Source organism: Christiangramia portivictoriae DSM 23547 (assembly GCF_000423045.1).
Classification (GTDB): domain Bacteria; phylum Bacteroidota; class Bacteroidia; order Flavobacteriales; family Flavobacteriaceae; genus Christiangramia; species Christiangramia portivictoriae.
In genome coordinates this window covers 247695-273250 of record NZ_KE383972.1, presented here as the reverse complement: position 1 = coordinate 273250, position 25556 = coordinate 247695, and the positions used below count along the sequence as shown (strand labels likewise).

25 protein-coding genes and 1 tRNA gene are annotated in these 25556 nt (G+C 39.2%); 15 read left to right on the top strand and 11 right to left on the bottom strand.

Annotation, left to right across the window (positions count from 1 at the left end; translation table 11 throughout):
• The first annotated feature begins 32 nt into the window (after positions 1 to 32).
• The 6 genes from G529_RS0113825 (at position 33) to G529_RS0113800 (ending at position 6693) form a co-directional block, all read left to right on the top strand.
• The gene (locus G529_RS0113825; RefSeq protein ID WP_026916090.1) at positions 33 to 1250 is read left to right on the top strand and encodes a GAF domain-containing sensor histidine kinase; all 1218 of its coding nucleotides are present in this window, start codon (positions 33 to 35) and stop codon (positions 1248 to 1250) included.
• 61 nt (positions 1251 to 1311) lie between these two features.
• A complete protein-coding gene (locus G529_RS0113820; protein WP_026916089.1) occupies positions 1312 to 2514 on the top strand; it encodes a GAF domain-containing sensor histidine kinase in 1203 nt (400 codons plus the stop codon).
• Between the two features lie 45 nt (positions 2515 to 2559).
• The gene (locus G529_RS0113815; protein ID WP_026916088.1) at positions 2560 to 4461 is read left to right on the top strand and encodes a BatA domain-containing protein; all 1902 of its coding nucleotides are present in this window, start codon (positions 2560 to 2562) and stop codon (positions 4459 to 4461) included.
• Positions 4458 to 5711, top strand: a complete 1254-nt coding sequence (locus tag G529_RS0113810; protein ID WP_026916087.1) for a dihydroorotase — start codon at positions 4458 to 4460, stop codon at positions 5709 to 5711. The genes G529_RS0113815 and G529_RS0113810 overlap by 4 nt, the downstream gene beginning before the upstream one ends.
• A gap of 2 nt (positions 5712 to 5713) precedes the next feature.
• Complete coding sequence (locus G529_RS0113805) at positions 5714 to 6037, top strand: membrane protein (RefSeq protein WP_026916086.1); 324 nt, start codon at positions 5714 to 5716, stop codon at positions 6035 to 6037.
• On the top strand, positions 6037 to 6693 hold the full coding sequence (locus G529_RS0113800) for an alpha/beta hydrolase (RefSeq protein WP_026916085.1): 657 nt from the start codon (positions 6037 to 6039) through the stop codon (positions 6691 to 6693). The genes G529_RS0113805 and G529_RS0113800 overlap by 1 nt, the downstream gene beginning before the upstream one ends.
• Here G529_RS0113800 and G529_RS0113795 read toward each other — a convergent pair.
• Positions 6690 to 7184: a hypothetical protein gene (locus tag G529_RS0113795; RefSeq protein WP_026916084.1), complete on the bottom strand. Its 495-nt coding sequence runs from the start codon at positions 7182 to 7184 to the stop codon at positions 6690 to 6692. The two genes, G529_RS0113800 and G529_RS0113795, sit on opposite strands and share 4 nt — an antisense overlap.
• Position 7185: 1 nt before the next feature.
• Positions 7186 to 7947 carry an MBL fold metallo-hydrolase gene (locus tag G529_RS0113790; protein ID WP_026916083.1) on the bottom strand — a complete coding sequence of 254 codons (762 nt, stop codon included), beginning with the start codon at positions 7945 to 7947 and terminating at the stop codon, positions 7186 to 7188.
• A 104-nt stretch (positions 7948 to 8051) separates the two neighbouring features.
• Between G529_RS0113790 and G529_RS0113785 the strand changes: the two genes are divergently transcribed.
• Complete coding sequence (locus G529_RS0113785) at positions 8052 to 9512, top strand: hypothetical protein (protein WP_026916082.1); 1461 nt, start codon at positions 8052 to 8054, stop codon at positions 9510 to 9512.
• 74 nt (positions 9513 to 9586) lie between these two features.
• On the opposite strand, the gene murA is transcribed toward G529_RS0113785, so the two are convergent.
• From murA to G529_RS0113770, 3 genes are all read right to left on the bottom strand, one after another.
• Positions 9587 to 10900: a UDP-N-acetylglucosamine 1-carboxyvinyltransferase gene (murA, locus tag G529_RS0113780; protein WP_026916081.1), complete on the bottom strand. Its 1314-nt coding sequence runs from the start codon at positions 10898 to 10900 to the stop codon at positions 9587 to 9589.
• 12 nt (positions 10901 to 10912) lie between these two features.
• Entirely contained in the window at positions 10913 to 11560 is a 648-nt protein-coding gene (locus tag G529_RS0113775; protein WP_026916080.1) for a DUF4290 domain-containing protein, read from the bottom strand.
• A 101-nt stretch (positions 11561 to 11661) separates the two neighbouring features.
• A complete protein-coding gene (locus tag G529_RS0113770; protein WP_026916079.1) occupies positions 11662 to 11955 on the bottom strand; it encodes a DUF493 family protein in 294 nt (97 codons plus the stop codon).
• 79 nt (positions 11956 to 12034) lie between these two features.
• Here G529_RS0113770 and G529_RS0113765 point away from each other — a divergent pair, with 79 nt between their 5' ends.
• The 5 genes from G529_RS0113765 (at position 12035) to G529_RS0113745 (ending at position 16559) form a co-directional block, all read left to right on the top strand.
• On the top strand, positions 12035 to 12568 hold the full coding sequence (locus tag G529_RS0113765; RefSeq protein ID WP_026916078.1) for an AAA family ATPase: 534 nt from the start codon (positions 12035 to 12037) through the stop codon (positions 12566 to 12568).
• 4 nt (positions 12569 to 12572) lie between these two features.
• Positions 12573 to 14477: a RecQ family ATP-dependent DNA helicase gene (locus G529_RS0113760; RefSeq protein ID WP_026916077.1), complete on the top strand. Its 1905-nt coding sequence runs from the start codon at positions 12573 to 12575 to the stop codon at positions 14475 to 14477.
• Entirely contained in the window at positions 14470 to 15420 is a 951-nt protein-coding gene (gene fmt, locus G529_RS0113755; protein WP_026916076.1) for a methionyl-tRNA formyltransferase, read from the top strand. Before G529_RS0113760 ends, fmt begins: the two co-directional genes overlap by 8 nt.
• 185 nt (positions 15421 to 15605) lie before the next feature.
• On the top strand, positions 15606 to 15878 hold the full coding sequence (locus G529_RS0113750; RefSeq protein ID WP_006990442.1) for an HU family DNA-binding protein: 273 nt from the start codon (positions 15606 to 15608) through the stop codon (positions 15876 to 15878).
• A gap of 120 nt (positions 15879 to 15998) precedes the next feature.
• A complete protein-coding gene (locus tag G529_RS0113745; protein WP_026916075.1) occupies positions 15999 to 16559 on the top strand; it encodes a YqgE/AlgH family protein in 561 nt (186 codons plus the stop codon).
• Here G529_RS0113745 and G529_RS0113740 read toward each other — a convergent pair whose 3' ends face one another.
• Together G529_RS0113740 and G529_RS0113735 are read right to left on the bottom strand one after the other, a co-directional pair.
• Positions 16560 to 17405, bottom strand: coding sequence for an aminotransferase class IV (locus tag G529_RS0113740; RefSeq protein WP_026916074.1), 846 nt, complete (start codon positions 17403 to 17405; stop codon positions 16560 to 16562). It lies immediately after the preceding gene.
• A 51-nt stretch (positions 17406 to 17456) separates the two neighbouring features.
• A complete protein-coding gene (locus tag G529_RS0113735) occupies positions 17457 to 17843 on the bottom strand; it encodes an START-like domain-containing protein (RefSeq protein WP_026916073.1) in 387 nt (128 codons plus the stop codon).
• Between the two features lie 190 nt (positions 17844 to 18033).
• Between G529_RS0113735 and G529_RS0113730 the strand changes: the two genes are divergently transcribed.
• Positions 18034 to 18107, top strand: a tRNA-Met gene (locus tag G529_RS0113730).
• A gap of 65 nt (positions 18108 to 18172) precedes the next feature.
• Here G529_RS0113730 and G529_RS0113725 read toward each other — a convergent pair.
• The 3 genes from G529_RS0113725 to G529_RS0113715 are packed head-to-tail and all read right to left on the bottom strand — an operon-like array spanning position 18173 to position 21890.
• Entirely contained in the window at positions 18173 to 20386 is a 2214-nt protein-coding gene (locus tag G529_RS0113725; RefSeq protein ID WP_157514683.1) for a xanthine dehydrogenase family protein molybdopterin-binding subunit, read from the bottom strand.
• Position 20387: 1 nt separating this feature from the next.
• Positions 20388 to 21374 (bottom strand): FAD binding domain-containing protein, encoded by a 987-nt coding sequence (locus G529_RS0113720; RefSeq protein WP_026916071.1) that lies wholly within the window; start codon positions 21372 to 21374, stop codon positions 20388 to 20390.
• 3 nt (positions 21375 to 21377) lie between these two features.
• Positions 21378 to 21890, bottom strand: coding sequence for a (2Fe-2S)-binding protein (locus G529_RS0113715; protein ID WP_026916070.1), 513 nt, complete (start codon positions 21888 to 21890; stop codon positions 21378 to 21380).
• Between the two features lie 263 nt (positions 21891 to 22153).
• Here G529_RS0113715 and G529_RS0113710 point away from each other — a divergent pair, with 263 nt between their 5' ends.
• Complete coding sequence (locus G529_RS0113710) at positions 22154 to 23146, top strand: TerC family protein (protein WP_084509793.1); 993 nt, start codon at positions 22154 to 22156, stop codon at positions 23144 to 23146.
• A 3-nt stretch (positions 23147 to 23149) separates the two neighbouring features.
• Positions 23150 to 24103 carry an aldo/keto reductase gene (locus G529_RS0113705; RefSeq protein ID WP_026916068.1) on the top strand — a complete coding sequence of 318 codons (954 nt, stop codon included), beginning with the start codon at positions 23150 to 23152 and terminating at the stop codon, positions 24101 to 24103.
• Here the strand turns inward: G529_RS0113705 and hisS are convergent.
• Entirely contained in the window at positions 24100 to 25476 is a 1377-nt protein-coding gene (gene hisS, locus G529_RS0113700) for a histidine--tRNA ligase (RefSeq protein ID WP_026916067.1), read from the bottom strand. The two genes, G529_RS0113705 and hisS, sit on opposite strands and share 4 nt — an antisense overlap.
• Positions 25477 to 25556: the final 80 nt, after the last annotated feature.

Genomic DNA, 25556 nt, shown 5'->3' with positions numbered 1-25556 from the left:
CTTTATTTGAATTTAAATAACAGTAAGCTTTTATGATTACTCCGGGAAAACCAACCAATGAACTTCAGAGACTTGAATCACTGCGAGAACTCAATATTATAGATACTCTTCCGGAAGAAGCTTACGATAACATTACCAGGTTAGCTAGCTACATATGTAAGACTCCCATTGCGGTTGTGAATATGATCGATGCAGATCGTAATTTTTTTAAATCAAGTTATGGAACAGATTTAAAAGGTTCCCCGCGTGATGTTTCTTTTTGTGGCCATACCATCATAGATCCAGAGAATTTACTGGAAGTGCCAAACGCTTCGAAAGATAATCGCTTCTTTGACAATCCATTTGTCACTGCAGAAACTCCCATCAATTACTATGCTGGCATTTCGTTACTGGATCCCAAAGGCTATCCAATGGGAACACTCTGTGTATACGACTCTAAGGAACATCATTTGGATGAGGAACAAAAAATGGCGCTGAAATCCCTGGGAAAGCAGGTCGAACTTTTGCTGGAAACGCGAAGAGCCAACAGCGTTCTTGAAAAAATGAAAGAAGAGCTCGATGAAAGTTACAAGGTTTTACAGCAATTTGCGAGCACCGTGTCTCATGACTTGAAAATGCCTCTTGCTAATATGATTATTACAGCCGATGTGCTAAAAGCCAAGTATGCTGTAAAATTGGGTGAAGAAGGAGGTAGATATATTTCGTACCTAAAGGATAGTGGACTTACCCTTAGCGATTATATTAACGGATTACTGGATCATTATTCTAATGAACACGAAAGTGAAAACAGTGTAAAGCAATTCTTTTTAAACGATATGCTGGAAGATATTATAGATCTTCTTCAAATTGCTGACAATTGCGAGATCAATCTCCCGGATAACAATCTTTTAATTGACGGAAATGCTTCCGCCATTGGCCAAATCTTTATGAATTTGATCAATAACAGTCTCAAGTACAACGATCGCGAAAAAATCATTATCAATATAGATTGTACTGAGAACGAGCATTATTTCAATTTTAAGATTAGCGATAATGGAATAGGAATACCTGAAGATCAGCAAACTAAAATATTTAATCTTTTCACTACGGTCGCAAAACAGGATCGAAGAGGTAAAAAAGGTCATGGTATAGGACTTTCCACTGTAAAGAAACTTGTCAACAGTTTAGGAGGCACAATTACTTTAAATTCTGAAGAAAACAAAGGTACTACGTTCGAATTCAGTGTGTTACGACATAATATCCCTGTTTAAGCTTTTATTCTGAAAAAGTTATTTAAATTTAAATAACTTTAAATCAAGAAGCTAAGGGGAAATGCAGAAAAATTCAGGCACTTTTAATGAGAAATTACGGCGGGCCGCTTTAAAGGAATATCAAATTGTAAACTCGGGACCAGACGAGGATTATGACAATCTCACCTTCCTGGCCACGGTCGCTTGCGAGGTTTCGGTCGCAAAAATAAACATTGTTGACAGGGATCGAATCTGGAATAAATCTGTTCATGGGGCTGAAGTTGCTGAAATCGATAGAGAGAATTCTTTTTGTGATCTAACGATTAAAAGTAAGACTCCAATCCTTTGTCTTAAAAGGTCTGAAGATCCGGAAATTTTTGAATCGGCTTCCGGGAAGTACGCTACAGAATACAGCTTTTATGCCGGTGTGCCACTATATAACCCAGAGGGTCATGCCATAGCAGTGTTCTGTATTTTCGATACTTTCGAAAAAGAGCTGAGTGCACTACAGGAAAAAGCATTGCTGGCGCTATCCAGCCAGGCTTTGAAACTATTCGAGTCCAGAAAGCAGAAACAGAAGCTCTTTACAGTCCAGAACAAACTGGAGGAAAAGTATAAGGAGCTTGAAAAATTTGCCAGTCTTGTTTCCCATGACCTTAAATCTCCCCTGGCAAATATCATCTCGCTTAGTGAATTGCTTAAAGACGAGAATAAAGAAAAGTTTGATGAAGAAACGAATCAATATTTGCAGTTCCTGGTAGAAGCCTCTTATTCCTTACGTAACTATATAGACGGTATTTTGAGTTTCTATCGTAGCGATCACGTAATAAAAAAAGAAGCTTCAGATGTGAACTTAAGTAAGCTCCTTAAACCAATCGTCGACCTGTATACAGTTTCTGACCATATTGAAATAGTGTATCCGGAAGATGTGGAACTCACTGCAGTAAATAAAGCAGCGCTCACCCAGGTTTTCATGAATCTGATAAGTAACGCCCTGAAATACAATGACAAGGATATTCGAAAAGTGAGAATAGAATTCACCCCGGAAGATGAATTTTATCACTTTGCAGTCATAGATAATGGAAATGGTATTCCATCTGAAAAATTCGAAGATATTTTTGAGCTGTTCGCCACGCTGGACACTGCCGATCGTGATGGGAATGTAGGCAGTGGAATTGGGCTTGCAACCGTTAAAAAACTAGTTAAGTCCATGCATGGAAACGTCAACATTTCTTCCATTGAAGGTCAGGGAAGTAATTTTAAATTTAGTATTCCCAGGCACTAAAAACTAATCAGTGTTTATTTATATTTGAGAAACAGCTTAGTTTCTATGCAATTTGAACATCCGGAATTATTGTATGCATTATTTCTGCTATTAATTCCTATTCTGGTTCACCTTTTCAAACTACGTAAATTTCAGAAAGAAGAATTTACCAACGTAAAATTTTTAAAACGGGTTGTACAGCGAACCCGTAAGAGTTCTCAATTAAAAAAATTCCTGGTTCTTGCCTGCAGGCTTTTAATGCTCAGTTGTTTGATCCTGGCTTTTGCGAAACCCTACTTTCCTGCCGAAGCTAGAACTACCTCAATAAACGAAGTCATTTACCTGGACAACTCCTACAGCATGCAGCTTAAGAATCAAAGTGATGAACTTCTGGAACTGGCAAAAAATGAACTCCTTCAACATCTGGACCCTTCTTCAAATTACAGCCTGATCACGAACGATGCTGTACATGTTCAGAAATCTTTGCCAGAATTAAAGAATATTGTTCAGAATTTAAAGTATACTTCAAACCAACTGGACATGCAAAGCCTTTTACTGCAAGCCTGCCAGTTCCCTGAAGCAGATTCCTCACGAATCCTATTAATTTCAGATTTCCAGGAGAATTTAATGAAGAACAGAAAAATTGCTTTTCCTGATGGTGGAATTAATAGCATTCGATTAACACCTGAAATTACCAGTAACATTAAAATTGACTCAGTTCACCTGATGAATTCAACAACAGGAATGTACGATTTCGAAATACTGTTTTCAGGGAATTACAAGAATGATGATCTTGTTGTATCCATGTACGATGATACACAACTCTTAAGCCGCAAGACCTTCAATGATGAAAACGGACAGTTTAAGACAGATTTCACCATACCAGTTCAGAAAATTGCCAATGGCAGCATTGTAATTCAGGATAACGGATTAAAATATGACAATATTCTTTATTTCAGTATTTCTGAAAAAAGGCCCATTAAGGTTTTGGCTATTTCTGAAAGGGATCCAGATTTTTTAAGAAGACTGTATACCAAACCGGAATTTGATCTGAACATCAGTAAGCCAAATGAAGTGGACTATTCTCAGCTTCAGCAGGCAAGTTTGATCGTTATAAACGAGGTAAGCAATTTGAGTGAAGCCAATCTAAATAATATTAAGCAACGATCTGAACAGGGTTCTACTGTACTTTTTATTCCATCTGCACAAGATGCCACTAATTTAAACCACTTTGCCCGGAAGTTTGATCTGGGATTTAAAGCGGAATGGACAAATAGCGAACAACTAATTACAGGTATTAGCTTTAGCCATCCTTTATTGGAAAATGTATTTCAGAAGAAGGTTCAGAATTTTGAATATCCGCGAGTTGATGGTTACTATAGCAATATTTCTGGCAACAGCATTCTTACCTATCAAAACAATGATCCTTTTTTAATATCCAGGTCAAATACCTATGTTTTTACGACAGCCTTGAATCAGGAAATGTCTAATTTTCAAAATTCTCCTTTAATCGTTCCTGTATTATACCAGATTGGGATGCAAAGCCTCCCTCCTGCTCAGCTTTATTACCAGACTTCAGAAGTACAGGAAATTAGCATACCAGTTGAAATTGAAAAGGATCGGGTGCTTCATTTATCCAGGGAAGATCTGGATTATATTCCGCAGCAACAACGATTTGATAATCGGGTGGTTATACGTCTTGGTTCTAACGAACTGAGGGCTGGCAACTACGAGATTCGAAGCAATAAGGAAACACTCTTTAATCTAAGTTTGAACGATTCCAGAAAGGAAAGTGAGCTTACCTACCTGGCACCAGAAGATCTGACATTTCCAAATCATGCTTCTATAGGAGAATACTTTTCCGAAGTAAAAGCAGGAAGCGAAAACAGCTTGCTTTGGAAATGGTTTATTATTTTTGCGATCATATTTCTGGCTATAGAAATGCTATTATTAAAACTTCTGAAATGAAATTACTTCTAAAAGCGGTTACAATTGTTGATGAGTCTTCGCCTTTAAACGGTCATACGATGGATCTATATATTGAAAATGGAGTAATCGCAGAAATTGGGAAGGATATTTTAAAAGAGGACGTCAAACACGTAGAGATTGAAGGTTTACATGTTTCCAGAGGATGGTTTGATAGTAGTGTTTGTTTTGGCGAACCAGGTTATGAGGAAAGAGAAACTATAGCAAACGGGTTGGAAGTTGCGGGAAGCTCAGGTTTTACGGCTGTTGCTCTAAATCCCTACACTCACCCGGTACTTGACCATAGCAGCGCCATTGCTGCCGTAAAAGCAAAAAGTGCAGGTCACGCTGTAGATCTATACCCAATTGGTGCCTTGACTATAAAAAGTGAAGGAAAAGATCTGGCCGAGTTACTGGACATGAAAGAGGCTGGAGCGATTAGTTTTGGAGATTATAAATTGCCTCAAAAAAATCCAAACCTGCTTAAAATCGCTCTACAATATGCGCAGAATTTTGACGCGCTTATACAGAGTTATCCTCAGGAAAATCGGATTGCAACCAACGGTATGGTAAATGAGCATGAGAACAGTACTGCGCTGGGCCTTAAAGGCATCCCTAACTTAGCTGAAGAACTACAGATTATTCGTGACCTCTATATATTGGAATACACTGGCGGGAAACTGCACATTCCTACGATCTCAACCGCGAAATCTGTTGACCTGATTAGAGATGCCAAGAAGAAAGGTCTTGATATCTCCTGTAGTGTAGCCATTCATAACCTTGTTCTTACAGACGAAGTACTTTCCAGTTTTGACGCAAACGCGAAAGTTTTACCTCCATTACGAACTCAGTTTGATAATGATGCGCTCATTGATGGCTTGAAGGACGGAACCATAGATATGGTAACTACAGACCATAATCCAATAGATGTGGAAAACAAGAAAGTAGAATTTGATAATGCGCTGTATGGAAGTATTGGCCTGGAATCGGCTTTTGGTATGCTGCAAACCATTTTCTCCACTAAGGAAACCATTAGACTCTTAACTTCAGGATTAGAGCGATTTAATTTGCATGCATCAAAGATAGAGCAAGGAAATCCAGCCGAGCTTAGCCTCTTTTTACCAGACTTTAAGCATACTTTTACTAAAGATGACATTCTCTCTACGTCTAAGAACAGCATTTTTCTGGGCAGGAAATTAAAAGGAAAAGCAATAGGCATAGTGAACAACGCAGGATTAATCTTAAGATCATAGAAATGAATACCGAAGGTAATGCCAGAACCAGTGCAATCATCGCCTACATCACTATTGTAGGAACTATCATCGCTTACTTCATGAATATGGAGGAGAAAAACGAATTTGCCAGTTTTCATATAAGACAGGCTTTTGGGATCAATATCACCTTTTATCTAATAGGTGCCTTAATGGGATTATTCGACCAGGTATTTATTATAGGGGCGTTCTACCTGTTTTTTATTGTTCTCTGGGGTTATGGAATTATTACAGCTATACAGGGGCTAACCAAAGAAGTACCTATTTTAGGTGCTTTATTTCAGAAATTTTTAAGTACCGTGAAGTAATGCATAACAATTTTGTTTTAGATCATATCATTAGAAAACCAAAGGTAAACGTTGAAAAGGCTCCCGCTCTCATCCTGTTACATGGCTACGGAAGCGATGAAAACGATCTATTTTCGTTCGCTGAGGAAATGCCGGAAGAACTTTTTATCATATCTGCAAAGGCACCGTATCCCATGCAACCATATGGAAATGCCTGGTATGCCATACATTTTGATAATGAGAATGGTAAATTTAGTGATGACCTACAGGCTATAAAGTCGCGTGATTTGATCGCTACTTTCATTGATCAGGTAGTCGAAAATTACCCCGTAGACGCTGCGAAAGTCAACCTGTTAGGCTTCAGCCAGGGTAGCATCCTGAGTTATGCCGTTGCCTTGACCTACCCCGAAAAGGTAGCGAATGTAATCGCTCTGAGTGGTTATATCAATAAAGAGATATTTGGTCAGGATTATCTTAAAAATGATCTTAGCAAGTTATCCTTCTACTGCTCTCATGGCTCAGCAGACCAGGTGATTCCGGTAGAATGGGCTCGCAGAACCAAACCTTTCCTGGAAAATCTCGGTGTAGCATTCACCTATTCAGAATTTCCAGTTGGTCACGGAGTCGCTCCGCAGAATTTCTTTGAACTGAAGGAATGGCTTAAAAAGCGACTTTAATATTTAGGATAAAGAAATGATTTTTCAGTATTAAAAACCGGAGTTCCGTCTTCCTGAATGCTGTAGGTTAGAAACACTTCACCCCAGTAGGCTCCATCGGTAAAGTCGGCAATGATCCATTTGTGATTGAGCACTTTTATCTTATTGATTCGCATGGAGCCTTCCATACCCGCATGTGGCACCAGAGGATTATCATTTGAAGCGCTGTTCTTGGAGATGATCGCATCCTCGAGCTTAGCAACAAGGCCTTCAGTTTCCACCCCGTTATTCTGAAAATAAGTGATCGCATCTTCATTATCCAACAAATTAAAATAATCTTCCTGAGTTGATTCTGATGTCTGAACCTGATCAAGTTCCAGTTCTGAAAGTTTATCTTCAAGTTGTTCGATCTTCTGCTCTTTTGCATCCAAAATTCGTTTATCGTTGACGTAGATGAAAATGCAGAATAATAAAGCGAAAATGAAAAGGTACATTAAGATCTTGCTACGCATACTAAATTTCAATTTTTAAATTATCATAAGCCAGGTGAATGTTGTCAGGAAGTTCTTCCTCTACTTCTGCATGAAATCCCAGCATATGGCTAATGTGTGTAAAATATGTTCTTTCCGGCTTTACCATCTCCACAAATTCCAAAGCTTCTTCAAGATTAAAATGGGAATGATGCGGCTCTCTTCTAAGCGCACTTACCACCAGCACTTTCAAACCTTTTAGTTTGGAAATCTCTTCATCGGTAATAGTTTTAATATCTGTCAAGTAAGCAAAATCTCCCAACCTGTATCCAAAAACCTGCAGCTTGTTGTGCTTAAAATCTACAGGCATTACTTTTAAACCTTCAAATTGAAATTCCTTGTTATGTACCACATTTTCAATAACGGCGGGAGCTCCGGGATAGCGATCTTCCGAAGTGAAGATATAGTCAAATTTTTTTCTGAGTGAATTTAAAACTCTTTGGTGAGCATAAATAGGAATATCACCCTGCCTGAAAAAGAATGGTCTTATATCGTCAAGACCTGCAGTATGATCGTTATGCTCATGAGTGTAAAAAATAGCGTCCAGCTTTCTAACATTATTGGCCAGCATCTGCTGCCTAAAATCTGGGCCACAGTCAATCAGGATATTTTTACCATTCCAGTGAACCAGGACAGAGACCCGAAGTCTTTTATCACGGGGATCATCACTATAACATACCGGGTGATCTACCCCAATAATTGGTATACCTTGTGATGTTCCAGTCCCTAAAAATGTAACCTCCAAAAGCTGTTATTTTTAGCACAAAAGTAAATATATTTTTTTGTATGCCTACCGCTTTTAGTACTTTTGAAGTACGCAATTAACAATGCTTACCTAAACGATAAAATATGCCAATTACCATAATGGGCGATAAGGAATTCGAGAACGTTCCTTCTATTAATAGTAAGGCCCTGCGTATCAATCTTAACGAAAATATCTACGGAACTTTTTCTGAAATTGGTGCCGGACAGGAAACAGTACGAAATTTCTTTCGGGCTGGAGGAGCATCTGGAACTATCGCAAAGGCTATGAGTGCCTACGATAAAGACTTTAGTGACGCGATCTATGGTGTTGAAGATGATCGCCGCTATGTTACTGAAGCCAGGCTTAAAAAAATGTTATCCCACGAAACGAATTTAATTGAAGAACGAATTTCAAGGGAGAAACATCCAAATAAACTATTCTTTACCTACGCCAATACTGTGGCTACTATAGATTTCGCTAAGAAATATAAAGGTCATGGATGGGTAGGTATCCGGTATCAGGTAGATCCTGAAGAAGAATACAACGAAATCCTGCTACACGTACGGTTTCATGAAAATGACGCCCGTCATCAACAAAATACTTTAGGAATCCTGGGTGTTAATCTTATATACGGCGCTTATTATAAGTATGACAATCCTAAAAAGTTGCTTCGATATCTCTATGATCATATTGATAAAGATCAAATCGAGATCGATACGATCAATTTTTCCGGACCGCGTTTCGAAAACGTGGATAACAGGCTAATGAGCTTACAACTGGTCAAAAATGGTATGACCGATGCCGTAATGTTTGGTCCTGATGGGAACAACGTACTCCCGGCAAAGATCCTATATAAAAAGAATATTCTGGCTCTTCGTGGTAGCTTTAGACCGGTTACCAAGGTGAACATGGATATGTATGAAAGATCCAAGGAACTGTTCTTTAGCGAGAGCAAGGTTTCTGAAGAAAATACAGAAATCATTTTTGAAATCACTTTGTCTAACTTAAGAGCAGAAGGCGAGATCGACGAACGTGATTTTATGGACAGGGCTGAGCTACTATGTTCTCTAGGACAAACAGTTATGATCTCTAATTTCCAGGAGTACTTTAAGGTAGTGGAATACTTCTCCAGGTACTCCAAACAACGTATGGGTCTCACCATGGGTGTTCAGAATCTTGTGGATGTTTTTGATGAAAAGTACTATCGACATCTAAGCGGCGGTATTCTTGAAGCCTTCGGAAAACTATTCTTTAAGGATCTGAAAGTGTATTTATATCCACTGAAGGATGAAGAAACCGGAGAATTGACCACCAGTGAGAACCTGAAAGTACACCCAAGAATGAAGGAATTATTTAAGTTCTTCAAATACAATGGCCGTGTGGAAGACATTAAGAACTACAACCCTGATACGTTGAACATTTATTCGAGAGAAGTCTTAAAAATGATCAGTGAAGGTAAGAGTGGATGGGAAGACATGCTTCCGGAGAAAACTACAAAAATGATCAAAGAGCAAAATCTCTTTCATTATAAAGAACATAAGGAACAGGCAAAGTCAGAAGTCTAAGTTCTCTTATATAACTAAAAAAGCTGTTCAAACGAACAGCTTTTTTTATGCATTGAAATCCGAAGAAAACAGCGTTAAGCGATTCTGGTGATCTTCGCTCCTATCGCTTTTAATCTTTGCTCGATGTTTTCATAACCTCTGTCAATTTGCTCGATATTATGTATCGTAGAGGTTCCTTTTGCTGAAAGTGCAGCGATTAATAAGGAAATTCCCGCTCTGATATCTGGAGAAGTCATGGTCGTGGCTTTTAGTTGAGACTGGAAATCATGGCCTATCACTGTCGCTCTATGTGGATCACAAAGAATGATCTTGGCTCCCATATCTATAAGTTTATCCACAAAGAAAAGTCTGCTTTCAAACATCTTCTGGTGGATTAGCACACTTCCTCTGGCCTGAGTCGCGATTACAAGAATTATACTTAATAGGTCTGGAGTAAAGCCTGGCCATGGAGCATCACTAATGTTCATAATAGAACCATCTATAAAGCTCTGTACTTCATAACCTTCAGTATGTGCAGGTATATAAATGTCATCCCCCTTTCTTTCCACAGTAATGCCCAGTTTCCGGAAGGTTGTTGGGATGACACCCAGCATATCCCAGTTTACATTCTTAATGGTAATCTCACTTTTTGTCATGGCAGCAAGGCCAATCCATGAACCAATTTCGATCATATCTGGAAGAATTGTATGTTCACAACCTCCTAATTTATCCACACCTTCTATGATCAGCATATTAGAACCAATTCCGCTAATATTGGCGCCCATGCGATTCATCATAAGACACAACTGCTGTAAATATGGTTCACAGGCAGCGTTATAAATAGTCGTTTTACCTTTTGCAAGAACTGCAGCCATTACAATATTCGCAGTTCCGGTCACAGAAGCTTCTTCCAGCAACATATAGCTTCCGGTCAAACCTTCAGGAGCTTCAACTCCGTAAAATCGTTCTTCCTTATTGTACCTGAAATCTGCCCCCAGCTTCCTAAAGCCTTCAAAATGAGTATCCAGTCTACGTCTACCAATTTTGTCTCCACCAGGTTTGGGAATAAAACCTTTCCCAAATCTTCCCAGCATAGGCCCAACGATCATGATAGAACCGCGAAGTCCGCCTCCATCGATCTTAAACTGCTCGCTATTCAGGTAACCCATATCAAGATCATCACTCTGGAAAGAATAACTTCCTTTTCCCAGTTTTTCGATCTTGACACCGAGATTTTTCAGCAGGTTTATCAATTTGTTCACGTCCAGAATGTCTGGAATGTTGTTGATAACCACTTTTTCATTGGTTAACAATACTGCACATAAAATTTGCAGTGCCTCGTTTTTTGCTCCCTGGGGTTGTATATCCCCGCTCAAACGATGACCGCCTTCTATTTGAAATGTTCCCATTAAAGCAAGATATTAGTGGCGTTTACGACCTGGTTTGCGGCCGCCAGAATGTTTTTTGTTCTTTGTATATTTCTTCTTATTTGATCCGCTTCCACGAATAAGTTCTGAGGCCTGGGTTAGATCTTCATCGGCATTTTTGAGATTGATCTTTCCACCGCTCAACTCTTTTAGATGATTGATTATGACCTCATCATCCACAGAATCGCGATTCCAGTTCAGATAAGATTTTTTCATATGATTAGCGATCGTCATCACCAGGGCATCTTTAAAATCACCTTCCTCCTTGTCCTTTGCCGCATCGATCATACGCTTGATATTGTTTCCGTAGAACCTGTACTTAGGATTGTTTTCAGGATAATCAAGCATTTCGGGACGCTCTGTAAGCATTTCCCTGGTTGGTTTTGGAAAGGGAGATTCAACATCCAGTTTAAAATCACTGATCATAAATAGCTGATCCCATAGTTTATGCTGAAAATCTGGCACATCACGAAGATGCGGATTCATATTACCCATTACAGCGATAATTGAATTGGCAACTTTGTTCCGTTCTTTATCATCTTCGATTGCTACAGCATGTTCCACCATTTTTTGCAAATGTCTGCCATATTCAGGAATGATCAATTTACTCCTTTCAGAGTTATATTCTAAAGCGTTTGTCAAAATTGAGATTTAATTAGGTAATTTAATAGAAGTTTTCTCCTGCCTGCAAAATACTAAATATTCAGTAAGAATGACAAGAAAATAGCGCAATTGTATGATCGTTAAAGAGAAATGACTCCTTCCACTTTCTCTGCAACTTCTTTGTACTTTTCAATCACGTGATCTGGATTTTTCATTCTCACGTTAATGGAAACACTGGTGTAGGTTCCCTTTTTTGATTGTTTCGTGTTGATCACAGCTCCCATATTATCAAAAATATCTTCTACCTGGGTTATTTTATCACCTTTGGTTGGAACAATAAATTTATAGAGATATTCCGCAGGCCACATGGCGGTATCCTGAAGCTGTTTCTTAAGTTTTGCGTAAAATTCATCCGGATTTGTCGAATCACTCATAATTTCTCCTTCTTTTATGGCAAAGATACAAGGAAAGACTTCATTTTTATAATCAAATTCATTTACCGAAATTTGCCGCGTGAAAACTATGAAAATCGTCATTACCGGTGGACCCGGTACCGGGAAATCTTCCATCATACACGATCTGGAAGCAAAAGGAGAAAATTGTATTCATGAGATCTCCAGGCAGGTAACCCTTGAAGCACAAAGGGATGGTATCGATCAGCTATTTTTGGAGCAGCCATTACTCTTCAGTGAAAAATTACTGGAAGGAAGATTGAACCAGTTCAGGGAAGCTTCCAGTTCGACAGCGAATCGTATCTTTTTAGATCGCGGATTGCCCGATGTAGTAGCTTACATGGACTACTTTGATACCGTCTATCCAGAAATATTCAACAACACATGCCAGGATCATGCTTATGACCATGTGTTTATTCTGCCTCCCTGGAAGGAGATTTATAAAAGCGATAATGAACGATACGAGACCTACGAGGAAGCGGTCAAAATCTCTGGATATCTTTACGACACTTATAAGCGCTTTGGATATAACCCAATTAAAATCCCTAAAGCTAGTGTAGCGGAAAGAACTAAATTTATACTGAACCAACTTTAATCCATTGCAAACGGAAGCTTTAAAAATTCTACAAAAATATTGGGGCTTCCAGGAATTCAGGCCATCACAACTGGAAGTCATAGAAGCTATTTTAAGTGGACAGGATACTTTAACCTTATTCCCTACCGGTGGCGGCAAATCCATCTGCTTCCAGGTTCCCGCAATGTTAATGGATGGTATTTGCGTGGTGGTATCTCCTCTAATTTCTTTAATGGAAGACCAGGTACAGGCGCTTCAGAAAAGAAATATCAAAGCAATGGCCATTACTGGCGGCATGTCTTATGCCGATCTGGATAGAACGCTCGATAATTGCATCTTCGGAAATTTCAAATTCCTATACCTCAGTCCGGAAAGACTTCAGCAGGAAATCGTTAAAGAACGACTGAAGCAAATGAATGTGAATTTAATCGCAGTGGATGAAGCGCATTGTATTTCACAATGGGGACACGATTTCAGACCTGCATATCGTAGCATTTCAGAAATAAGAGAAATAATCCCTGAGCCTCCTGTGGCTGCATTTACAGCAACTGCAACTAAATTGGTGGTGAAGGATATCTGTGAGCAGCTTCAGCTTAAGAACCGGCAGGTATTCACAAAATCATTCGAAAGAACCAACCTGTATTATGAAGTGGTTAAAACGGAGGACAAATATTTTCGATTAACCAGATTGCTGGGTCATGAATCGGCTATCGTGTATGTTAGAAGCCGAAATGCCACTCGTGAGATCACAGATTTTCTAAATAAGAATGGCATTACTGCTGCTGCCTACCACGGCGGAATGAAAAAAGAGGAAAAAACCGCCAGGTTCAGAACATGGATGAATAACGATATTAGTGTCATGGTCGCTACGACTGCATTTGGAATGGGTATCGACAAACCCGATGTTCGAACAGTTGTTCATATTGATCTGCCGGAAAGTCTGGAAAGTTATTTTCAGGAAGCAGGAAGAGCGGGAAGGGATGGAAAGACCTCTAAAGCCGTTATACTAACCAATGCCGGCGATATCCCTGTTCTTAAGAATCAGTTTATCAATAACCTGGCATCGGTGGATGATGTAAAGTTCATTTACAGGAAATTGAATGCTTATTTCAGTATTGCTTATGGGGAAGGCGAAAACCAGGTCTGTGATTTTAATTTTTCAGCATTCTGTCATCAATACCACCTCATTTCTGGCAAAACCTATAATGCGCTGCAACTACTGGATCGATGCAGTGTGCTTCGACTTTCGCAGCAGTTTCAGAAGAAGACTGAAATTATGATCAAACTAAGCGGGGAGCAACTGGAATTATATCTCGATGACAATCCTAAATATGCCCATCTGTTACGAACTTTATTAAGGAATTATGGTGGTGTTTTCGATAATCTGGTGAACTTCAATATGTCATCTGTTGCCGAGAAAGCAGATCTGCAGGAACAGGAGTGCATAAATCTATTTGAAGAACTTCAGCAACAAGAGGTTATCGAGTTTACCATGGCTAAGCATGACGCTTCTATCACCTTTCTTGTTCCCAGGGAAGACGAATCTACTATCAATCCAGTTTCTGGATTTATTTCAAAGTATAATAAGACCAAACGAGAAAAGATTACTGCCGTGCTGGATTTCGTTCAGAATGATCAGCTTTGCAAGCAGATACAGTTACTAAAATATTTTGGTGAAACGAATCCTGAAAAATGTGGCAGGTGCTCGGTTTGCAATGCTGAAACCAATGATTTGAGCAGGGATGAAATGAATGAGATATTTCTAGCCTTGCAGAAATTGTTGAAATCTCGAGCCCTGGACAGCAAGGAAATTATCGCACTACTAAATTATAAAGAAGCCTCAATTCTGAAGGTAATAGGTTTACTTCTGGAACGGGGAATTTTACAAAAAACAATAACAAATAAGTATAAAATTTCAACAAATGACTGATCTTAGGATAGTATTTATGGGTACTCCGGAATTTGCCGTGAAAAGCCTTGAAGCAATACTGGAAGCTGGCTATAATGTTGCAGGCGTGGTTACCGCTCCCGATAGACCGGCCGGTAGAGGAAGAAAATTAAAAGAAAGTGCCGTAAAGACCTTTGCTGTTTCCAGAAATCTTAAAGTTCTCCAACCCACTAATCTAAAATCTGAAGAATTTCAGCAGGAACTGCAGGAAATTAATCCAAATGTTCAGGTGGTGGTCGCTTTTAGAATGCTTCCTAAATCTGTTTGGAACTATCCTGAGCTTGGCACTTTTAATTTACATGCAAGTTTACTTCCTCAGTATCGCGGAGCTGCTCCAATAAACTGGGCGATCATGAATGGAGAGAAAGAGACTGGAATATCCACTTTCTTTCTGGACGAGAAAATTGATACTGGTGCTATGATCATGCAGGAATCGATTCTCATTGGGGAACACGAAAACCTGGAAACCATTCATGACAGATTGATGAATAAAGGATCAGGCCTTGTAGTAAAAACCCTTGAGGCAATCTCTAAAGGAACAACCATGCCAATTGCTCAGGAAGATTCAGGATCTCTCAAAGAGGCACCGAAACTAAATCGTGAGAATACAAAGATCGATTGGGAGAAGCCTTTACATGAGATCTACAACCACATACGCGGACTCAACCCCTACCCTGCTGCCTGGTGTTATTTAGACAATGCAGACGCAGAGGAGCAGACCGTAAAGATTTATGACGCAATTAGTCATTCCAGAGATCACGATCACGCTTCTGGAAAGGTTCTGGTCGAAGACAAACAATTGATGATTGCCGCGAAAGGTGGATTTATAGAAATTAAGCAAATGCAACTTCCGGGAAAACGAAAAATGGAAACTCGCTCGCTTCTAAATGGCTTTAAATTTTCGGCAAATGCAAAATTGCGCTGAACCCTTATTAATACTGATTTAGTTGGATTTTAATAAAAAACAATTATCTTTATTAACAAATCAACCGAGTTATCAACAAATACGGGCTTTTCCCTTGTCATTACTTGCGTGGACGGGAAATCCGTATAAATTTGTAAACCAGTTTAACAGAATGTTTAACCAACAATTAATTTAAAATTCAAATTATGAACAAAACAGATTTAATCGACGCAATGGCTGAGAATGCTGGAATTTCTAAAGCAGCAGCTAAAAAAGCATTAGAGTCTTTTCTAGAAAACGTTGAAAAATCTCTTAAAAAAGGAGATAGAGTATCATTAGTAGGATTCGGATCTTGGTCTGTATCTAAAAGAGCTGCTCGTGAAGGAAGAAACCCACAAACCGGAAAAACTATTAAGATCGCTGCTAAAAACGTAGTGAAATTTAAAGCCGGAGCTGATTTACAAAAAGCTGTGAACTAATAATTTACATTGTAAATATCTTAAGCCTTCCCTTAGGAAGGCTTTTTTTATCTAAAATTTTTAGATATGTATTGCTTTTTTAACAGAAAAAATATAGTTTAGTTCTAAAGACTGCTACAAATGATTGCGTTGAAACCAACCAAGGGCCATCTTCTCGTTGCAGAACCATCCATCATTGGAGATGTCTCTTTTAATCGCTCGGTGGTTCTACTAGCCGACCATTCTGAGAACGGATCGGTAGGATTTATCCTGAATAAAATTCTTGACTTCACATTGAAGGATCTTATTCCTGAAATCAAGGGCAATTTTGATGTATACAATGGAGGTCCGGTGGAGCAGGATAATCTCTATTTTATTCATAAAATTCCAGATCTAATTCCAGACAGTATTGAAATTGCTCATGGTATTTACTGGGGCGGGAATTTTGAAGCCGTTATGGAACTCATATCCAAGGATCTTATCACAGATAAACAGATCAAATTCTTTCTGGGTTATTCTGGCTGGGATGCACAGCAACTGGATGAAGAGTTAAATTCTCATTCCTGGGTGGTCACTGCGAACGACGATAATAAGGACCTTCTTGAAAAGCCTTATTCTTCATTCTGGAAAGATAAAATGATAGAATTAGGTGGTGAATATATGCTTTGGTCGAACTCTCCGGAAAATCCGTCATACAATTAATTAGCCTAATCTTGCTTTTACATTCAGCTTGCTAAGAAGGTTCTTGGCAACTTCTGAATTATACTGCTTTTTACGGTATTTCGAAACCGGCTGAATGCCAACCGCAACATTCGTGATAAAAAGTTCATCAGCTTTCTGCAATTCAAAAGGAGAGATCGAAGCTTCTTCCAATTCGTAGTCATCTGTTTTTTTGAGGATTTCCAGTAACTGCTTCCGTATGATCCCATTCAACACTCCATCTGTAAGAGGTGGTGTTTTAATTTTCGTGCCAGAAACCAGAAATAAATTCCCGTTGAGCGCCTCCACTACACTTTTCTTCTCATTCAGCAATAAACAATTATGATAGTCATTTTCCTTAGCATAAATACTCCCTAGCACGTTTACCGCACGGTTATTGGACTTGATCGTCGAAAGTAAACCGCTACCCACATAATGATCTTTGAATAATTCTATCTCGTAGTCTCCGGAATTAAGCAGATAAAATGAATTCTCCATTTCCAACACAGTCATCACATAACCAATCTCTCTGGTCGCCGGAGTATAAAAACCTCCTTCATTACGAAATACGGCAAACCTAACTCTCGCAGCTTTTTCTTTTAAATCATTTTTCTCAACGATCTCAAGTATTTCTTTCTCCAGGAATTCGGGTGAAAAACTGGCTGGAATTTCCATTCTCATAATTCTCATGGAAGCCATCATTCTAAAATAATGATCCTCCCAGAACATTATTTTACCATTGATAACCCTGATAGTTTCAAAAACTGAATCTCCATAAGCAAAACCTCTGTTGAGAACCGAAATAGTTGCTTCTGAATCCTGAACTAAATTTCCATTTAAATTGATCATAAAAAAACCCCGTTTAAAACGGGGCAAAGGTACTATTATCTTAAGACTTTTCTAGGCAGATCCTAATATCTGTTTAAGATCTGAAACCATATTTTCCCACAACATTTTCCCTTCATCGATCTCATCTTCTTCTGCAAAATCTGTGATCATTAGGGAGACATCCTTCGTAATATCATCAACCTGAATTCTTAATTCAAAGAAATATGGAGAATCTTCATCATCGATCCACTTGAATTTAATACGTTCATCACTTTTCTTACTCATTAACTTGGCCTTCTCCTCACTACCTTCCCAGATAAAAGTAAAAAATTCACCACGGGAGTTCACATTATCAGCATACCATTCGCTTAATCCTGAAGGAGTTGAAATATATTGATACAATAGCGAAGGTGAAGCCTGAATTGGAAACTCCATTTCGTATTTTGTCTTTTCTTCCATTCTAAATTAGTTAGTTTCGGGCAATATAGATATTAATTGGAAGGATTAAAAGAAATCAAAATAAATATTTTAGAAAATAAAGTTTGCGTCAATACAAATTGTTTCTATATTTGCACCCGCAATAAGGAAAACACGTGAGGCCTGAATTAGCAAGGCTTTTGAAAGGTTTCTTCAAATGCAGAATTGTTATGGCGAGGTAGCTCAGTTGGTTAGAGCGTCGGATTCATAACCCGGAGGTCCCGAGTTCAAATCTCGGTCTCGCTACAAGAAAAAAGGGATTTCGTATGTTCGAAATCCCTTTTTGCTTTTTAATGGTTTTATGTTACACTTCACACCAACTTATCCAGCGTAATAGGTAATTCTCTTACTCTCTTGCCAGTGGCATTGTAAATGGCATTACAAATTGCGGAAGCCACTCCAACAATACCAATCTCCCCAAGACCTTTTGCTCCCAACGGATTCACAATTTCATCATGTTCCGGCACAAATATCACTTCAAGATCCTGAACATCAGCTTGTACAGCAACATGATATTCTGCCAGGTTCGCGTTCATAATTCTCCCGTTTCGACTATCCATCATTCCTTCCTCTTCTAAAGCCATACTTATTCCCCAGGTTATTCCCCCAAGAATCTGACTTTCAGCGGTCTTGGGATTAAGAATCTTACCTCCTGCGATGGCACTTACCACTCTGGGGACCGTGATCATTTTGGTATCCTTGTCTACATGCACTTCTACCATCACACAGGAATGCGAATAGCAGGAATACTTACTTCTATCATCAGCTGGTTGAGAGTTCACACTCACTTCTACAGAATTATTTCCGGAAGCCGCTAAAATTTCAGAATAACTTAGTCTATTTGATTTTACACTCAAATGCCTATCACTGAATTGTGCATCTTCGAACATTGCATACTTCAACTCTTCTGGAAAACTCTGTTGAGCATATCCAAATATCTTCTTCTGAAGTTCATGACAAACCAATTTTACCGCAGAACCTACTGAAGAAGCGGTCCAGGAACCACCTTCAATTGGAGCCTTTGGCAAACTGGAATCTCCAAGCTGGAATTCCACATTTTCTAGTGGAACGCCTACAATTTCTGCTGCTATCTGGGACATGATCGTATACGTTCCCGTTCCAATATCTGCAGTTCCGCTACTAACCGTAAGTTTTCCTTCCGCAGTTAAAATTGCCTTTGCTGCAGATTCCTGCTGTAAAGCTTCCCAAACTCCAGTAGCCATGCCATAGCCTACAAGACTGTTTCCAGCCTCCATACTACCGGGTTTGGCATTTCGTTTATCCCAGCCAAAACTTTCAGATGCTTTTAGAAAAGCAGCTCTTAGTTCTTTGCTAGAATAAGGTTTGTCTTCATTCTGGTCTCTATCAGCATAATTTATTAATCGGAATTCAAGCGGATCTACTCCAGCTTCAATAGCCAGTTCGTCTATAGCACACTCCAGTGCATACATTCCGGTAGCTCCGCCAGGTGCACGCATATCCATGGGCGTATATACATCTAATGGCACTAACTGATAGTCGAACTGCACATTATCACACTGGTACATCATTCCAGACCAGTCGACAACAGTCTCATTAAATTTTTCGAATCTGGAAGTTTCTCCAAATGCCTCATGCGTTATTGATTCCAGTTTACCCGATTTATCTGAGGAAAGCTTTAATCTTTGTAAGCAGGCAGGTCTATGCCCAAAACTAAACATCTGAGCCCTGGTCATCACGACTTTTACCGGCAATTTAAGCACTTTTGAGGCCATCGCCGCACAGAAAAGCTGGTATTGTGGCCTTAAGCCAGACCCGAAACCTCCACCAACGAATGGGGATAGTACCCTTACCTTTTCTTTTTCGAGATTAAAGATTCCAGAGATATATTGCTGACTGCTTCCCACTCCCTGAATCTTGTCGTAAATGGTAAATCCCTGCTCTTCTTCACTCCAGATAGCTACTGTCGCAAAAGTTTCCATGGGATTTTGATAGTGTCGAGGCAAATAGTATTCAACATCAACCTTGTATTTGGAAGAATCATAAGCTTTTGCTGCATCACCCCGAGGCTCTGGAGGATCAGGAACATCCTCTCTGGTTGCATTTTGAAGATTGGCTTTGAGGTCAACTTCACAGCCCTCATCTTTCTCATATTCTATTTCAACCAGTCCAGAAGCATAGGCCGCAGTCTCAAAAGTATCTGCGATGATCAAGGCTACCGGTTGACCATTATAAAGAATGTTTTCATCATAGAAAGGTCGGAAAGGGTTTCCTGGAGGCGCCAGGGGATCGGTATAATCAGAATCAATTTTGACTTCAATTGGAATGTTTTTATGAGTAAAAACCTGTCTTACCCCTGGAACTTTCAAAGCTTCCTCATCGTGAACAGCCACGATTTTACCTTTAGAAATCGTACTGTTTATGATATATCCATGCACTAAATGTTCCGGGTTAAATTCTGCGCTATATTCTGCATTACCGGTCACTTTTTTTATACCATCTACCCTTCTTGTGGGTTTCCCTATATATTTTGTCTCTGCTATCATACTATTTATTCATTGCCTCTGTTAATGCCCTTACTATAGATTTTTTAATCAGCGGAATTTTAAAATCATTATCTCCGTATCCGGTAGCTCCTTCCGTAAGCTTAGCTGCCAACTTCTCAAAATTCCCTATCGTAGCATCTTCTCCTATAAATTCTTTTTCTACGGAAGGCTCTCGCCAGGGTTTGTGCGCAACCGCACCCAAAGCAACTCTAATGTCCTTGATGGTATTATTGTCCAGTTCAAGTGCAGCTGCCACAGAAACCAATGCGAAAGCATAAGAGGGCCTGTCCCTAACTTTTAAGTAATGATAGTTTTTTGCGAAGCCTTTTTCCGGAAGTTCGATTCCGGTAATAATTTCACCTGGTTCTAAACTGGTCTCGATATGAGGAGTGTCACCAGGCAGTCTATGAAACTCCAGTATAGGAATAGATCTTTTGCCAGATGTTCCATCAACGTGAACTGTCGCATTCAGAGCCGCAAGCGCTACGGCCATATCTGAAGGATGAGTTGCGATACAATGCTCGCTTTCACCAAGGATGGCATGTAAACGGTTAAAACCCTCCAATGCAGAACACCCGCTTCCCGGTTCTCTTTTGTTGCAAGGTGTAGCAGTGTCGTAAAAATAGAAGCACCTGGTACGTTGCAATAAATTACCCCCGTTGGTCGCCATATTTCGTAATTGTGCCGAGGCAGCAGAAAGCATGGCTTCAGAAAGTAATGGATATCGCTTTTCTACTTCTTCATGGTAGGCAGTATCTGCGTTGGTCCTGGTCGCTCCTAAAATCAAACCTCCGGAATCTGTATTTTCAACTTCTGAAAGATCCAGGTGATTAATATCAATTAGATGTTCTGGATTTTCCACGCGGTATTTCATAAGATCCAGCAAATTGGTACCACCGCCAATAAATCTGCTCATCTCTTTATCAGTCCCAAATTGCTCGCTGGCATTTTTGACACTTTCTGCCCTATTGTATGATATATTATTCATAGTCTAAACGTTGTTTTGGGACAAGCCTTTTACATTCCTTTCTTTCAACTCCTCCACTACTTTATAAATATTAGCGTAGGCTCCACAGCGGCAAATATTGCCACTCATTAGATCTCTTATTTCTGCCGGATTGCTACCCTTCTCCATATTCAGTAAACCAATGGTAGAACAAATCTGTCCAGGAGTACAATATCCACACTGAAATGCGTCATGTTTAATAAATGCTTCCTGTACTGGATGTAGTTCCTCTCCATTGGTTAAACCTTCCACGGTAACTATTTCTTTACCTGTTTGCATCGCGGCAAGGGTCAAACATGAATTTATATGCTTTCCATCCACGAGTACCGTACAGGCACCACACTGGCCATGATCGCAGCCTTTTTTGGTTCCTGTAAGCTTTAGGTGCTCCCGCAGGACATCCACCAGTGTCGTCCATGCCGAAATTCTAATACTCACATCTTCCCCATTAATATTCAATACCAGTTCTTCAGTATCAGGGTGTTGTTTTAAATCCATTATTTAATGCTTTTGGTTGGTAAATGTATTCTGGAAACAGAACACCTTTTAAAGCTAGAGAATAAATTGCATAGATCAATCAATTAGATAAACCTTAGTATTTTTTTATGATTATTACTGAATACTTCTTGATGTAACTGGTTTATTTTCTGGATCATAACTTAAGCTTTTATTAGTTACCTGTTCCTGAGGTTTTAACTGTTATAGTTGTTGTAAAAACATATTGCTGAAACTGAAATTGATGTTCATTTGCTTTTAAAAAAATGAGTATTCTGTCAACAGTTTTGTCTGTTTCTATAGAGCCTATGGCTCCAACTTCCGAAGATATCATGGTGGATGCATGGGTATGGATAGCTTTTGCTGTCTTTATTTGCATACTTCTTATTGTAGACTTAAAACTGGTGATGAGTAAACCCCATAAGATCAACACTAAAGAAGCTGTATGGTACAGTGCAGGTTGGATAAGCCTGGGCCTTCTATTTACCGCTGTGATATACTGGTGGCAGGGATCTATGGCGGCAGGTGAATACCTTGCTGGATACCTGATCGAAAAATCGCTCTCTATGGATAACGTATTTCTCTGGGCTGTCCTGTTTAGCTATTTTAAGGTTCCGAAGGAGTTTCAGCATAAGGTACTCTTCTGGGGAATTTTTGGCGCGCTTGTTCTAAGAGTTATTTTTATTTTCGGCGGAATTGCCCTGATCAATAATGTTCACTGGATCATTTATATATTCGGAGCTTTTTTGCTGTTCACCGCGTATAAGATTTTTAAAAATGACCATACTGAAGCGAATCCTGCTAACAATAGAATTTTTAATTGGGTACGCAAAGTAATTCCTCAGACTGAAGGTTATCGTGAGGACAATTTTTTTGTAATTGAAAATGGTAAAAAGATTGCCACTCCCCTGTTAACCGTTTTGATCATTATTGAATTGACTGATGTGGTCTTCGCCGTAGATTCCATTCCGGCAATATTAGCGGTAAGCAGAAATGAGTTCATCATCGTGAGCTCCAATGCATTCGCGATTCTCGGTCTGAGAGCTTTATATTTTTTACTTGCAGACATGAAAGATCGCTTTGTGTACTTAAACGAAGGGCTCGGAATCATACTGGCTTTTGTTGGACTCAAATTTTTAATTAGTGATCTTTATGAGATACCAATCTGGATTTCTCTTTGTTTTATCCTATTTATTTTAATAGGTTCGATACTATTATCATTAAAGCAAACTGCAGGAACTGAATTAGATAATAATTAAAATATGGTAAAGAAGAAGTTAGGAGATACAGCATTAAAAACACCTCCAATTGTTTTTGGAGGTAATGTGTTTGGATGGACGATCACTGAAAAAGAATCCTTTAGGATGATGGATCAATTACTGGACATGGGTTTCGATCTAATCGATTCCGCAGATGTATACAGCAGATGGGCCAAAGGTAACTCTGGTGGAGAATCTGAAAGTATTATTGGGAAATACATGAAATCGAGAGGGAACCGGCATAAACTAACCATCACCACTAAAGTAGGTTCCAGCATGCAACAAGGAGGAGATAAGGATATTTCCAAAACTCATATCCTTAAGGCAGTTGAAGATAGCCTGAGACGATTGCAAACCGATCATATAGATCTTTATTTTACACATTGGGATGATCATAAAACTCCGGTAGAAGAAACTCTTGGAGCGTATCAAAAATTAATAGAACAGGGAAAAGTGAGATCGATTGGAGCTTCTAATCTGAGTCCTCAGCGTTTGCGTGAGTCCTTAAATGCTGCCAAAAACGAAGGACTACCAAAATACCAAGTATTTCAGCCAGAATACAGTTTAATGCAGCGAAATAAGTTTGAAGGTGATATACAGAATATCTGCCAGGAACATGGTCTTGGAGTGATCTCCTATTTTAGCCTGGCCAGCGGCTTTCTTTCAGGAAAATATCAAAGTATTGAAGATATTGAAGGTAGTGACCGGGAACAGTTCCTTGGAGATTATTTTGATAATCGTGGCAAAAATGTATTAAATGCACTCAAAGATATATCAGACCATCATAATATTTCGCAGGCAGGAATTGCTCTGAGATGGATAATGCAGCGACCTGGTATAACGGCACCTATCGCCAGCGCAACAAAGCCTGAGCATCTAAAAAGCTTCGAAGAGGCTGTTAGCATCGAACTTACTGAAGATGAGATGGAAAAACTCACTGCCGTAAGTAAACATTAGAATGAAGAAAGTTTTGCAGTAAGCTCTTCCAGACTGAGTCTATCCTGCTCGCCGGTTTTCATGTGTTTCACTGTAAAAATCTGCTGCTCAATTTCTTCTTCTCCAGCAAGAATAACAAATGGAATATCTCGCTTATCGGCATATTTCATTTGTTTACCCATTTTGGAACTATCTGGATAAAGTTCAGCATTGATTCCGGCTTCTCTTAAGGATCTGATGGATTTCATCGCATACAAGGATTCCTTGTCTCCAAAATTGATAAAAAGAACTTTGGTATTTTCAAGAACAGTTTTAGGAAAAAGATTCAATTCTTCAAGCACCAGGTAAATACGATCCAAACCGAATGAAATTCCCATCCCGCTCATATTCCTTAGACCAAAAATTCCGGTAAGATCATCATACCTTCCTCCTCCTCCAATGCTTCCCATCTTCACACTATCGGGTGCCGCAACTTCAAAAATAGCTCCGGTGTAATAGTTGAGTCCGCGGGCCAGAGTCACATCAAGGTCAAGGCTGGCGGTTTTCAATGGCATTTCGGCTATGGCATTTTCAATAAACTGTAGTTCTTCAATGCCTTTCATACCAGTTTCTGAATTTTTCAGAATCAACTGTAAACCAGAGATCTTTTCAGCAAAAGACCCTTGAAGGTCAAAAATTGGAGATATTTTTTCGATGGCACTTTCAGAAATACCTTTTTCCATCATTTCCTTTCGAACTCCAGCTTCACCAATCTTATCCAGCTTATCCAGAGCTACCGTAAAATCGATTAGTCTATCCTGTTCTCCAATAACTTCAGCAAATCCAGAAAGGATCTTGCGATTATTGATCTTGATCTTCACACCTTCCAATTTTAAATTTGTGAAAACCGAGTCATAAAGTTGTATAAATTCTATTTCCTGCCAGAGACTATCGCTCCCTACTACATCAGCATCACACTGAAAAAACTCTCTGAATCTGCCTTTCTGCGGACGATCTGCCCTCCAGACCGGTTGAATCTGATAACGCTTGAAAGGAAATTCTATCTCATTTTGATGCTGAACCACGTACCTGGCAAAAGGAACGGTAAGATCATAACGCAAAGCTTTTTCACTTATGTAAGAGGTTAATGCGATACTGTCCTTTGATTCCAGGGCTGTAGCATCGGCTTTTTTTAAATAGTCTCCGGAATTGAGAATCTTAAAGATAAGACGATCACCCTCTTCACCATATTTCCCCATCAAAGTGGAAGAATTTTCAAAACTGGGAGTCTCGATAGGCTGAAAACCAAAACTTTTGAACTGAGTCTTGATGATATCGAAGATATAGTTTCTCTTTGCTACTTCTTCCGGAGAAAAATCTCTGGTACCTTTTGGAATTGATGGTTTTTGTGCCATAAAGTTCTAAGCTGAAATATGATTTTTAAAGGAGTGCAAATATCTTAATTTTTAAGCGAACCCAAACAAAATTGATATTT